This is a genomic window from Prosthecobacter debontii, from assembly GCF_900167535.1.
Taxonomy (GTDB): Bacteria; Verrucomicrobiota; Verrucomicrobiia; order Verrucomicrobiales; family Verrucomicrobiaceae; genus Prosthecobacter; species Prosthecobacter debontii.
The window spans coordinates 56,116-71,293 of sequence record NZ_FUYE01000008.1; the positions used below are offsets into that span (position 1 = coordinate 56,116).

1 protein-coding gene is annotated in these 15,178 nt (G+C 53.3%); it reads right to left on the minus strand.

Translation table 11 applies throughout. The annotated features are described in order from the left end of the window. Window positions 1–9: 9 nt before the first annotated feature. Window positions 10–15,123, minus strand: a complete 15,114-nt coding sequence (locus B5D61_RS25745; protein ID WP_139373245.1) for an autotransporter-associated beta strand repeat-containing protein — start codon at window positions 15,121–15,123, stop codon at window positions 10–12. Window positions 15,124–15,178: the final 55 nt, after the last annotated feature.

Genomic DNA, 15,178 nt, shown 5'->3' on the forward strand with positions numbered 1-15,178 from the left:
AGTCTCTGACTAGCGAGAACGGCGGCGACGCATCACCAGTGCCACAAGGCCCAGGCCGAACAGAAGTAACCGGGTGGGCTCAGGGACCACCCCCACGTAGATGATGATGCCTGCGCTATTGAACCAACTTGTATCCCAATCATCCGTCGGGAGGTTGAAGTTCTGAATGCCTCCAATGCCTTGGGTGCCCAAAGAGGCCCAATCAACGATCTGGAAGACATCCCCATATTGAGGCACATATCCATTCAGGTAGGTATCTGAGATGGTGATAGTCGTGGTCAGCGTCGGGGCTCCCGTATTAGAGATGTAGAGTTGATCGTGCTGTGTGACACCCGACTCATATTGCAGCCAAGAATTTGGAAAGGTAAAGCTTCCAGGGTCGTCTAAATATTGCGCCACACCGAGAGGGTCAGAAATCGTTGCGCCTCCCAATTGGAAGAACAATTCAGACCCAGTATTGACCGTGATCGTTCCCACCGTGAGCTGTCCAAACAAACCGTTGCCTGTGGCATCTACATTACCCGGAGATAGCCGCCCAAACAACGTTACCGAACCTGAAATGCTACCGCTCCCCGCAAGAGTCCCAGCCGCATCGACGATCACCGAACCGGTCCCAGTCGCAGATCCCAGGGTGTTACTTACCACCAGCATCCCTGAACTCACACGGGTCGTCCCCCCATAGGTGTTGGCATTGCTCAATGTTAGGCGACCGGTTCCTGAATAAGTCAATGCGCTGTTGCCCGTTCCCACGCCATTGGTGACAGAGCCCGAGATGATCACATTGCCGCTGCCATTGACGGTCAGCGTCCGACCCGTGGTAGCATGTTCTGAGAGATCGACTTGGCCAGCCAATTCCACACCGCCAGTGCTGTCAACAGTCAGAGTCCGGCTACCGGTATTGTTCAACCACGTTCCTGTGAAGGTGATCTTGTCATCACCGGCGATCACAAAGGTTCCGCCTTGGCTGACATTGCGGGCGATCACTTTTTCGCCTGTTCCATTGCCTTGTAAGGTGCCGGAGGTAAGGGTAAGAGCTCCAACCGCTGATCCCAATGCGCCGCTGTCGCCAATGATCGTCGTTCCGCCGTTCAAGGTGGTAAGCCCGGTGTAGAAATTCGCTGAATTTAAGACTAGAGTTCCCACACCTGATTTGCTCAAAGCTCCACTGGCACTGCCATCTGTGATCTGGCTATTGATCACCACCGTAGCTCCAGAGCCGATGGAGAGCCCGAGTGTGCGAGCTGTGGTTGAGGCATTGGTGATGATCATCAGATCGCCATCAAAGGTCGTTGTCCCAGTGTTATTGATGGTCAGAGTCCGGCTACCAGTGGACTGATTGAAATCGCCTTTGAATGTTAGGTTAGCGGCCCCGTCAATCGTGGCATTGGCCAAGAAGTCCAGAGACCCGAGAGTAAGATCAAAGGCTCCAACATCCAAGAAGCCACCGCTCAAAGTCAAATTTGTCATTGTCGGCAGAGCATTCGCCACACCGAGTATCAAAGAGCCTGCGCTCAGAGATACAGGACCCGAAAAATTTCCTATCGCATTCAAGGTCAAGTCTCCTGCCCCAATTTTGGAAAAGCCCCCCAGACCTCCATTTCCGAAAGCTTGATTGAAGGTGATGTTATTTCCGTTGGTATCGAAAATAGCCCCTCCCAATCCGAGCGTGACCGAACGAGTCGTGATGTCAAACGAGGCCCCGGTTCCCCAGCGCAGGCTTCCTCCCTCAAAGGCAAAATCACCGGTTCCCAAATTGGCGATGGCCGCGGCCTCAATGACGCCTTGGTTAAACCATGTGCCCCCATCATAGGTATTGGTTCCAGTAAGAACCAAAGTCCCCGCACCCGACTTCGTCAGAGAAGCTTGACTGCTCAAGGTCGTGGAAACCGTCAGCGTATTCGCAGCGTTGGTGACAAAGACGATGTATTCGTTGGTTGCCGTCTTCAATTCACTGAATCCGCCCAAAGAGATGGCATTGGTAGCCGTCGTTGTTGTCGCTAGCAAGGCGCCGCTGGCCAACGTCAGCGCATCAGCGGAATCACCATTGATCGTAAGGGCTGCGGTGCTGGAGTCCAAAACCAGGGCGTTGATGGTTTTGCTACCCCCGGCCAAGACCGCATCAGGATTCGCTGCAAATCGAACATTGTTGGCCGTCACTCCAGACAGACCGTTATAACCGATTTGGTTTAGCGTGTATTCAGTGGTCAAATTCAAAGGCCGTAAGCCTTCTCCTGAACTCACCCAAGTGACAAAAGAGTTCCCCAACTCCAACGCTACATTCGCATCGGTGGTGCTTCCAGCTAGACCTGCAACACCAATCAAATAAGGGGCAATCGTTATCGTCGTTGATCCCGCAGCTCCCCCACCACCGATGGAACCCGCAGGTGCACTCGGCATGGTAATGCGACCACGTATTCCACTGCCTCCCCCTAAGTTCTGACCGCGCACGAGAGCCGTGGCATGACTTTGTCGGCTGAAATTGGTGATGGTCAGCGTGCCCACCTGGCTTGTGCCTTGAGCACCGCCATCATTGGTCGCCTGAATCACGTTATGACCTGCTCCAAGAATGACACCTCCCACCGTATCAGCTCGGGCGGCATTTTGGCTCTGCGTGCGCAACCACAATCCGCGGGTGCCTGCGGTATTGTTCAGCGTGACGATGGTCGAATTCCCCAACCTATCACGGTTACCTGACTGATCCTGATCACTGAGCAACTCTGCCGCATTCAGCGTGATCGTTGCTGCGCTGGGGAGAGCTCCTGCTCCTGAATCCAAGTGCAACAGACCTCGGTTGACAATCACATCCCCTGTAAAGTCCAAGCTATTCCCTTCCAATTCTTGTGTATTCGCCCCACTCTTAATGAATGTCCCAGAGCCCTCGATCACACCGATAAAGACGGGTGTCGTTCCAGAGTTATTGAGCACATGCAGGGTGCCTGAACCGATTTTAACCGTCCCACCATCCACACCGCCACCCGTCAACCCAGCAACAGTCTCTGAACTATTGTTCAAATCCAAAATGGCATCGGGACGGTTTTTGATGTTTACGATGGAGCGATCTCCGATGGCCTTGCCTCCCATCACACTCAAAGTGCCTGCATTGATCGTCGTCTGCCCCGTGTAAAGATTGTAACCATCCACGATTAAAATGCCGGTGCCACTTTTTGTTAGCGCGAGGTTTCCGTTCAAACGCGATGTCACCGTAAAGTCGTTCGAACTATACTGATGGATCAGCAATTCCGTCAGAGATGTGGATGTCCCCACCGGCAAGCCACTGGTAATCAAACCTCCCGAGATACCTCCACTACCCGCATTGGCCGTTACCAGAATACCACCGCTTGTGATGGTGAAACGGATGTCGTCCGCAATCATCAGGCTCGAGCCCGAAGCGGCATTAAAGACAATGCTGTTTACACTGCTAGCGCCGAGGATCCCTGCATACCCAGAGGAGTCGGTCACATTGTCACTGAGGTTCCAGCTACTGACATTGTCTTTAGCCACAGTATTCACCGCCACAATATTGCCAGCATCAATTGTCGCAAATGCGGCGCAGCCAAAGGTCGCCCAACCTCCCAATGAAGTCAGACCTAACGGATTAATGCTGCTCGTTGAAATTGCACTTGAGGACGATGTCACGAAATTGACGGTGCCGCCCACCGTAGAACGAGTGATATCACCAAGATTCAAAGTCGCCGAGTGACCTGATCCATGAATAACTTCGACAGTTGAAGCTCCCAAATTTGTGCCGACGCCGCCACCGATATTGAGACTGGCGACCGTTTCGACAGTATCGCCAAGGCTGCTTCCCTCGACGATCAAAGCGCCGCCATACAGATTGAGCAAACCGGATGCAATCTTCCGAGTATTATGATCTTCATAATTCAGACGCAGTGTCCCATTGATCAGAGATGTCGACCCATTGAGCCCTGAGTTGTCGCCGCTGAAAAGGACTTCTCCCTGACCATTTTTAACGATAGCTCCAGCCCCGGCTAAATTGGCTTCCACACTTCCTCGATAAAGGTTGATGGCAGTATTGACCGTCAACGTTCCGCTACCCGTCACGACGCCCGTCAGATCTGCACCGACTTGCCCCAGGTCCAGACGCGGTGTGGTAAGACTGAATCCATTCATGTTAAGCGTTCCCGGCAAAACACCGCCTGAATCACCTAACAAAATAAAATCCAATCCTCCGGGTTCGACAAAGGGATTGTCAGCCAGCAAGTTAACAATGGCTCCATTGCGTGAATACAAGCCATTGCTTGATCCAGAGCTATGACTGATGATGCCAGTGCCATCTAAATTCAAGACTGCCGTCGGTCCTTGCGCGACGAGATCATCGGCGAGGGTGCTGGAACCACGCAGTGTCCAGGTGCCTGACGTTACATAAACATCTGCGGCAGTGCCGGTCTGAACGATACCCGAGGAAATGACACCTGCCCCAGATCCTGCCAGAGTTAGGATATTAGCACCGGTGTTGATTGCTCCTGCAAAGGTAATGACGGCATCGTTGGTGCCATTGGCTGCCAGATTTTGCAGTGAAACGGTTTGGGAATCCGTTCCCGGATTGATGTTGATGACGTTATTGATCGTTAGGCTGGAGTCGCCAACAAAACTCAAATAGCCAGACTGGAGTGAGATGTCGGTTCCTGAACCTCCCAGATTGGCTTCCGAGGAAAACTCCAAGGTCCCATTTTGTCCATTGATGATGATCGGCCCCGTAAAGGAATTGGTTCCCGACAACTGAAGCGTGCCGTTTCCTGTTTTGGTGATCGTTCCCCCCGTGATGTCACCGGAAAGCACTGCTTTATCGGTGGTAACCGTGGGATTGTCCACGACCTGGATCGTGCGCGCCGCTCCATTGAGATTGATATCATGGGTGAAATCCACCACATCATCCGCCGTGGTGGAGCCAAAGATCAGCGGTGCTCCTGATGGCACGAAAAAGGCAGTGCTTCCCCAGACCAATGGATCCGTGGCACCCGCAAAAGCGACCGTCAACAATCCGCCCCGAGCTGAAAATCCACCACCACCTGTTCCCAACCACTGGACTTGATTGTTTCCAGTGCCCAAACTTCTTGTGAATGTGCCACTATCCTCATAGACACCGCCGTTGAGAACTAAATTGCTCTCGATAGCCCCCAGCCCCAAAATGGCCCCCGCATTGATCTGATAGCTGCCTGTGAAATTGTAGTTGGTCACCCCACGAATATCGAGTGTTCCAGCCCCGGCTTTGATAAACAAGCCGCTCCCGATGACAGTGTCCATCTCCCAAGACATATCCACCTCCACGATCGAGCTGTTGTTCACCGTGACGGTGATACCATTGGAGCCCAGATTTAAAGTGCCATCGCCTTGAATAACTGCGGTCTGGTTGTTATTCGTCGCACTGAAAGAAATAGCACTGGGTGTCAGTGTGATGCCCGAACCGATGGCGATCAAAGAAGATGTTCCAGCCGGTCCTCCCCCCATCGTTAAGGTGGCTACAGATTGATTGCTAACACTGGTCTCAAGGAGCACCGCGCCATTGTTCAGCGTCAAATTGCCCGGACTTAAAGTCGCATCTCCAGTAAGCTTGAGCGTGCCCCCCACAGCAGTGGAGGAACCCACTGTGGTGGTCCCATGATAAGCGTTTCGGGCACGCAATTCCAAAAGACCATCACCGGTTTTTTGCAAGGCACTGGCTGACGCAGTCCCATTGATCACCGAACCCTTGACAATGACCGTGCCACCATCCAGAACGGACAGCACGAGCGTGCGGCTCGTCGTCGTATTGGCCAGCTGCACATCGCCATTCACGGTCGTGGTGCCACCTCCTGTAAAACTGAGCGTGCGTGTTCCACCCACATTCAGCAGCGTGCCATTGACGGTCAGATCCGTCTCCACGTTGAGGATGCCGTTGGCATTCATGGTGATCCCGCCCAAGGTGGTGCTGTAACCGCCTAAATCCAAGGTTCCTCCTTCAAAGGCAATGTCCGCTCCGCTCGGCAAAGCATTTGCAAGCCCATAACGCAAAGTGCCTCCAGCCAAGCTGGTCACACCGCTGTAATCTATAGCGGAATTCAAGGTGAGGATACCTTCTCCTGCTTTCCTAAAGCCGCCAGTCCCACCATTACCGATGCTATTGGCGAAAATGAGATCATGCCCGGCCGTATCCAAGGTGCCACCACCTGACAGCATTGTGATCGTGCGTGTCGAAAGATCATCCCCTGAATAGGTCGCTCCTAACCGAAGAGTCCCACCTGCAAATAACAAGCGTCCACTGTCACCGCCCATGTGGTCCAAATCCCCGATTTCCAAGATCCCTTCGTTGAGGGCAACATCACTGATCGCCGTGTTATTGCCACTGAGCACCAGTGCACCTGGCCCCGATTTGGTCAGTTTGGCTCCGGCCGTCACCAACGGAGACTGAATGCTGGCTGAACTTCCCATCACATGGAACACATACTCTCCAGCGGTCGCACTAACTTCGATCCCAGCGAATCCACTGATGATCGAACTGCCTGTGCCGCTGAATAAGAAACCTCCACTTTGAACTGTCAGATTGCCTGTATCAGCCCCTGTGAGGTTGACCTCACTGCTCCCTGTCGCCACAAGAAGTGAACGAATGGCCTTCGATCCACTGGCTGCGACAATCGATTGGCTTAGCAAGACGTTTTCAGAGCTGCTCGTGATTCCCCATGAGGTAGCATCGCTGACATTGGCATATTCAGTTGCTAAGTTAAGTGGACGCCAAGCGGCATTCGCAGCTCCTGTCGTGGTCAGAAAGGTATCCGAAGCGGCAACACCTCCTGAGGAGGAGCCGATCGCCCAAGGAATCACTGGCAAACTGGTGCCTGTGCCAGAGCCATAGGCTCCCACAAAGACGGATCCCGATTGGAATTGTCCCCGAGGATTAGCGGTATTCTGAGTAGCGGTTCCACGCAGAACCATGGTTGCTTGATTTTCACGGCTGACACTAGCTGCGCGCAAAGCAGCTAAAGCGCTGGTTCCCGTTGATGAAGTTTCCACACGAATCGAACTGACGCCCGAGCCGAAGGTTACTTGGCCAATCAATTCCGTATAACCACCGTTCTGATCATGGCGTAAAAACAGGGAATCGGTCGTCGAACCGCCACTGTTCAACACGAAGCTGACATTGTCTGCAATGCGCCCGGGCGTAGAACTGATCAGGCTAATGCCATTATGCTCAATGAACAGGCTCCCCCCGTTACTGATATTGACCGTCATTCCATCAGCGAGCTGGGTGAGCTGATTGTTGTTGCCATTGATATCTAAAGTTAATCGACCACCAATGATATTGAGAGCTCCCTCTGATCCAAGATCGATCAATCCATCCGTGACTGTTAAAGCGCCAGCTCCAATCTTCGTCAAGATGGCCGAGCTGCCATCCGAACTGATATTGCCGAAGTAGTTGCCGGAAGCCGTTTGATTGATCGTCAACTCCTGCCCCCCGGCAATTTTGATCTCCATGTTCTTATAATTCGTCGAACTGCCTCCCGACAAAGATCCGATGACCTCGGAATCCATGACTTCAAGAGTTGTTCCGGAAGGATCGAGGATGACCGCACCATAATCGCCAATGGCACCACCACCTTGAAGACGCACCGTGCCTCCAGCTAAACGCAGGGTTCCATTGGAATTATTCGTTAGGCCATCGATGACCATCAGCCCAGTGCCAGCCTTGGTCATATTCATGTTCCCAGAGATGCGTGATCCGATGGTGAGAGTCGCAGCACCGTCGTGTGTCACGATCCATTCATTGGCGATGCTGCTTGTAATGAGCCCCCCAGTGATGGCCAAATTGCCCGAACTTACATTACTGGTGATTAACAGCCCTCCACTGGCAACATCGAAAATATCATTGGCTCCGATGTTGATCGTGGCGGTTCCTACGGCCGCATCGAAACGCAGACTGTTGATACTCACACTGCCCGTAAGGGCCCCTGTAAAACCGGTGCTGTCCGTAACGTCCGCTCCTGTCGCCCAGGAACTGACATCATTCATGATCGTGCTATTGAAGCCGACAATCTCACCGCCACTGATCGTAGCAAACAAAGTCGATCCGCTTCCCATTTGGTAAGTGGCCCACCCTCCTAAAATCGTGCTGGTTCCATTGGTGGCCGAAGTCAGAAAATGAGCGTCAGACGAAGAAGGATTGAAGCGCAAAGTGCTGCCCACATTGCGTGTGATGGTGCCCACCTGCAGTGAGGTCTGTGCGCCTACCGTGTTTATCCGCACCACAGCAGCAGTTGGGTCCGCTGCTGCGCCCAGGATCATATTGCCAACATTCACACTGATAGGGGTAACGCCATTTCCGTCGATTTCTAAAGTGCCTCCGGTCATGGTCAGCCCACCGTTGCCGATCTTGGCATTCACATTCGAGGAGTAATCCAAAAGCAAAACACCATTATTGATCGTGGTCAGTCCTGCACCAGCTACCGTATTGGTTCCAGAAAGAGTCACCGTATTCGGTGAATGCTTAGCCATCGTCACCCCAGAACCAAAGGTGATGTTTCCAGAGATATCTCCGTTGTAGAGCACCAAGGAAGCACCTGTGTCCAAATTCAGATTTCCTGATATGACACCGGCACTGGAATAAAGACCACCATCGTCGGCGCTGACAGTTCCGCCTAATGTCGTGGTTCCAATCGTGGTGACATTGGCTGAAACGGAACCGTTACGCACGTTCAGCGTCGTGACCGAAAACGAACCGCCCCCAACACTATCAATCATGGAGCCGGCAAGATCAGGGACAGTCTGAGGGTTGGGGCTCAGACGTCCGACGATAATATCCGTGGCTGCAGAGCCCGTGGTTCCAAAAATATCCAGCACACCACCTCCGCTAGTCTCTCCCGAAATTTGAAGATCATCCATGTCTTTTGACAAAGCGCCATTCACGGCAAGACGAAGTGTGCCCGAACGGATGAACAAGTCATCCCCAGTGTGTGCATTCACGGCATTCAGAATAAGCAGTCCCTCATTGACGAACAAATCATCCACAATTGTAGGGGCCGCATCGAGCCTCCAAGTTCCGGTGCCAAGCTTCGTCAAATCCGCTGTCGTGCCAGTCTGTGTGAGCACACCGCTCAACACACCGTAACCACTGCCATCCAGATTCAACGTAGAACCGGCCGCATCCACAGCACCGCTGAAGGTGATCACGGCGTCGTCTGTCCCCGAAGCATCCAGTGTTCCTGTGCCCGTCAACGTAATCGCACGGTTAGTGCTTTGATTGACATTGCCCACAAACTGCAATCTCCCGCTCCCCAAAGTCAATCCATTCGTCCCCTGCCCCAGATTGCTTGCTGCACCACCATTGTTGCTCACGGTGCTGAATTGCAGAGTCCCTGCGGAGACCGTGATGGCTCCTGTAAAAGTATTGGCCGCAGTGAGTTGCAGGATACCATTGCCCGTTTTGGTTAAGCCGCCGGAACTGCTGAGCACGCCCGAAAGCACCGCTTTATCAGTCGCCAACGCCACATTATCGACCACCGAAACCGTTCTCGTCCCACCGTTCAGATCAATATCATGCGTGAAAGTGACGATGCTATCCGCGCTGGTAGAGCCAAAAATAAGAGGAGCACCATCTGCTACAAAAAGGGCAGTTGAGCCCCAAACGAGAGGCACGGGTGCGCCTGAAAGGGTGACGACGAGGTCTCCCCCCGCCGCCGCAAAACCGCCGCCGCCTGAACCGCTCCATTGCACTTGGTTATCCCCTGTTCCCAAACTGCGACTGAAGGTTCCTGCAGCTTGATAGACACCGCCACTGAGCACCAAATTATTGTCCAAGGCACCGAGCCCTAAAATGGCACCGCCACTCAACTGATAAGAGCCTGTAAAGTTGTTGTTGGAAATCCCCCTGATATCAAGATTGCCAGCCCCTGTTTTATTGAATACACCGCTGCCATTCAGATTGGCAATCGACCACGCCATATCCACGTCTTGATTGACATTATCGGCGATATTCACCGTGATACCCGCATTGCCAAGATTCAAAGTGCCCAGACCGGAGATGGTGGACGTCAAAGTCGTGGTTCCCGAAAAGGTAATGGCCGTTGGGGAAAGCGTCAGACCACTTGCAACTTCGATCAAAGCCGTGGTGTTAGCCACATTCCCCATCGTCAGGGTCCCGACCGATTGATCAACACTTTGGATGAATAAGGAGCCTGCATTGACCGTGAGATTGCCTGACCCAAGCTTTCCACTTCCTGTCAGCAACAGCGTTCCATTGACGTTGTTGAGCGTCGTATTGCCGCCCGTCGTATTGGCACCAGCGAGAGTCAGAGTGCCATTCCCTGTGTAGGATAAGTTGAGCCCAAATGCGGTCGTCGATGTGATATTGCCATTGACGAAGGTGTCCCCTGCACCGGTTAATGTCCATGTGCGAGCGGCCGTGATCGCATCCGCAGTCACATTGGCAAAAGTCAGCATTTTACCATCACTTATGTTATTGGTGGTTGAACTCGGGTTACTTGAAGTCGCCCCCAACACGTAGTCGCTGACGATCTCGATGCTGTAATCACCAATAAAAGCGACCCCCGTATTGTTACTCTGAGTCACGCTATTGGTGATCACACGATCTGCGCCATAGGCAAAAACATTGCCGTTGCTGAGCACCAAGGTGCCCGCCCCAAGAGCACCGTCACCGCCGATGCCCAAGGCACCGGCACTCACGGTGGTATTGCCTGAATAATCATTGGAGCCCGTCAAAATCCAAGTGGCACCGCCATCAATCGTGATGCTCAAGGCACCGCCATTATCACGAAGATCGCTAGTGATCATGTTGCCCATGGTGTTCGAACCCCGAAGCGCCAATGTCTTTGCCCCCCCGACCATGTTATTGACCACATTGCTAAGCACGAGAGGACCTGAGCCATCGGCATGAATCTGCTGAGTTCCCGTCGTGGCATTGAGACGGATCATTCGGTCGGAGACCTCCCCTGGCCCGATGTATTGAAGAATCGCCGCACCTGTGGTTGCGTTCCCTAAAGTGACAGCCCCTGTCGTTGTCGCCGCATTTGTGGTGCTGCCAACGCTAGATGGTCCGGCAATCAGACTCGATCCCAGTGAATTGACAACCAAGGTGCCCGCCGTGACCGAAGTCACACCGTTATAGGTGTTTTCACCGACCAACTGTAAAGTTCCATTGCCTGTTTTTGTTAGACCTGCGGTTCCCGTGCTATTGCTGATCACGCCACTGATGGTGGCAAAATCGGTGAATGTACTGCTATTGTCATTCACGACAATGGTCCGTGAGGCCCCATTCAGATTGATCGCATTTCTAAATTCGACCTCGGCTAAGGCGTTGGCGGAATTCAACACCAGCGAAGCACCGGTTTTGACAAAGCCATTCAAATTCCAACTCAGCGCGGTCGGGCTCGCCTCACCACCAATCGCCACCACAAGTTTATCAGTCGAGGCTGCAAAACCGGCCCCACCCGTCGTAAGCGCAGTGTTCCAGGAAACAGTATCACTCCCCGCACTTGCAACGGCGGCTAGACGCCGAGTAAAGACACCACTGCTTTGAAACACGGCTGTTGTTGATGTGGTGCCACCAAGGATCAGTCCGCTATTTGTCGGCAACGACAAACCGTCTTGAGCTTGCAGAATTCCGTCTTCAATGGTGGTAGTGCCCGTGTAGGTATTGTTGAGGTTGCCTAGAATCCATGTGCCTGCCCCCACCTTCGAAAAACGCGTGACCGCACCCGCACTGGTGTTATCAACAAGTTGCGGATAGAACCAGTTGTCTGCGGTAGAGGTCCCGCTCAGACGGAATAACTGATTGGCATTGCCACTGAAGGCAATCGGAGCGACGTTACTGAAAATCAGTGCCGCATTATTGATACCGTTGTTCGTGATGGTTGCGCCAGCAGTCGATGATGTTCCAGCAAGGGTAAACAAACGATTGATCGAGACCGAAGCATTGCCTGTGTAGGTGAGCCCACCTGTCGTTCCCCCGAAAATCAGACTGGCGGCATTGGTCGCCGCATTGGTGGAATCTCCTCGGCCAATGCTGCTGGGCTGGCCAATGTCCGCTAAAAAGGAAACGGTGAGCGATCCTGTCGTGCCATTTCCAGGCGCTCCAATGGTCGTGCTACCTGTGTAGTTACTGATGCCAGTGAACGTTTGTCCTGTCGTTGTCCCCATCTTGACGACACTGATGCGACCATTCGTTTCATCAATGGAACCATTGAATGTGCCGCCATTGCCACTCATGGCAAACACGACAGGATCACTGCTGGAATTCGTCACCGTGCCACTGCCATTGAAGATGCTGATGGATGAAGTAGTCAAAGTCCGCGCGATGCTCACACCATTCAAGTCCAAGACCGTTCCTTGACGCATGGTCAAATTCACGGAGTCGGCACTCAGCCTTCCCCCCGCTGCCAATTGGATTGTTCCTTCGAGAAGGTTTGTCGTCCCTGTCTGAGCATTGGTGGCACCAATGACCAAAGTGCCCGCTCCTGTTTTCGTAAGCCCACCCGTTGTCGAACTCGCTACAGGCGTGTTTAAATATAAAATGTCCGAGGTTTCGTTGACACGAATCGCCAAGGCCCCCACTCCGCCGGAAGTCACCGTCCCGGTTCCCGAGATGGTCGAGCTACCACCCGTCGCTAAGATACCGCCTATCGTTCCCACACCATCACTGTTGATCGTTAGCAGAGCCGTGACTGACAGCTCTGGGCTGGTGGTCCCGAGCAGTTTGAGAGAGCGCACACTGGTTGGAGCCGCCACGAGAACATCATCCATGACTTGAACGTGCGCGGCGGCCTCTAGCCCCACTGTTGCCGTAACAAAACCAACATCCGAATCATAAATCGGCGCTCTTAACGTTGCTGTGCCGAGGGTAGGCACATAGGCGAAGTCAGCTCCGTTGAAATATGCATTCCCTGCCAGCAATCCAACGATCGAGACACCGCCTATTGAAATCGAACTGTTTGCATCGACCGCGAAGTTGACGGAGCTCGTTCCTGCCACCGAGCTGATTGAGGTAAGGTTCAGAGTTGCAGTTCCCCCCATGCCTGCCATGACACGAATCGTCCCAGCCCCCTGGCTTGCAGAAAAGACTCCCAGGGTTTCCGAGCTCGCCTCACCATCTGCACCTACATACATCAGGGTGCCTCCAGCAGTGCCAACAGTGGCAGCCGCCTCGCCGAATCCGATGGCGACACCATCGCTCAAAACGTCTCTGGATGTGCCTGAAAAGACATCCTGAATTTTCAAAACCCCATTGTTGATGGTGGTCGCTCCGCTGAAGGTGTTGGCTCCAGAAAGAACCCACATATTCGATCCGGTCTTTTGCAGACTGGTGGTCCCACTGCCGTCCACGATGGCACCGCGAATTTCATTGGCGGCGCCCACATCGCTCGTTCCGCCCAGCACCAGGGTCTTACTACCCGCGCCAGTGGCGGTAAAATCATTGTTAAAGATGACTCCAGCACTATTGAGCGATTGGTTCGCCAGAATGGAGACCGTTCCTGTGGTGCCCGACAGGTTGATGATTTTATTCGTCGTCGTTTGAGAAGCCTCCAGATAGCTACCCATGATAGTCAGGGTAGCTGCGTTTGTCGTCGTGCCTAGATTGACGGTGCCTGCATCGTTGTTGATCGAACCAAAATGCGCGATTTCGAGCGTTCCAACATTCAAGTTTGTCACGCCCGTATAATTTGAGGTTTCTCCCAATATCCTCAATGTCCCCGCACCCGCTTTGGTCAAAATGTGGTCTGCCCCTGTGGCAAGCACATCCCCAGTCACCACCATCAGAGCCCCCGTTCCCGTCGTAATCGTCATGGTCCGGGCCGTCGTGCTCGTATTGTTCCAAAAATCTCCTTGGATGGTCACTGGGCCACTCGTATTGATCGTCAGGCTGTTATTTCCGCCCAAACTCCCCCCGACGCTGTCGCCCACGAAGGTCACTCCATAACCATTTCGACTATTGATGGTCAAGGTCCGCGTAGTCGATCCGGCAGTGAGTACTAATGGAGCTAAGGAAACGCTCTGATTCAGTAGAGATCCCCCCACGTCATGGTCTAAAAATAAAGTCGCATTTGAAGACGTTCCCATGGTTAGGCGGCGGCTGGCAAAAGAGTCCGGCTCAGCCGTGCGAAGCTCAAGCGTGCCCGCACCGCCACCCAATGTCAGGGCTCCATTCGCAGTGCCGAAACCGAGGCCTGCGCCATTGGAGGCACGCACCGACCCGGCCGTAACCAAGACCGATCCTGTAAACGACCGGTTGTTGCCTTCCAAAATGAGAGTGCCGCCGCCCAATTTTTCGATGTTGCCCGAACTCACGATTTCACCCGTCACACGGTACGATCCCACACCAGCAAAGTTCACCGTGCCAAAACGCAATTGCCCGGTGCCACTGGACAGTAAGTCTCCCGAGATCGTCAGCATTCCCGCTGTCGAATGAATGCCAGTTGCGATATTTGCCTCACCATATTGAATGTCTGTCGTGATCGTATTCGAGCCAATGCTGATCAAGGCCGAACCACGATCAGAGATAGGACCGTAACCTTGGAGAACGAGTCCACGGGTGAAATCAAGAGAGGACCCATAGGCGCTTTCGAGAACCAAGCTCCCTCCACCGAAACCACGTGATGCAGACCCAGAAACGACTATCGCCGATGTGTCTGTCCCCAATTGCGCCAAGTCGTTGATGACGAGCGTGCCATTACTGATGGTGGTTACCCCAGTGTAATCACTCAGGGAATTGTTTAACCTCAAGGTTCCGCCTCCAGTCAGAGAAAGTCCGTTGGTACCCTTGAATTGGGTGTCCAGGGTAAGCAGACGCCCCATGCCTACCCTGAGCATTCCAGTCTCCAGTTCCAGTGAGCCACCCATGAGGCGATAATCGCCCCCCACACTCAAGCTGCCTCCCAAGCTTCCCGTGTTGAGCAGCAAAATCTGCGGATCTGAAACCAAAAAAGGCAAAATCACGTCATTATCGGCGGCGGGCACACCGACACTCCAATTGGCAGGGTTGTTCCAACTGAAGTCCGTGCCACTTCCCGCGGTCCACACCGTAGCCACGGCTCGGGTCTCCTCTGTAAGGCCGAAGAGAAAGCAAAGTAAACCAGAAGCCAGAGAAGCACGGAAAAATGGGCACTGATGAGCGCGCATAGCTTTATGGAGGGGGGTTGAAATGCGAATGTCCAAATTTCCAAATTCAGAATTT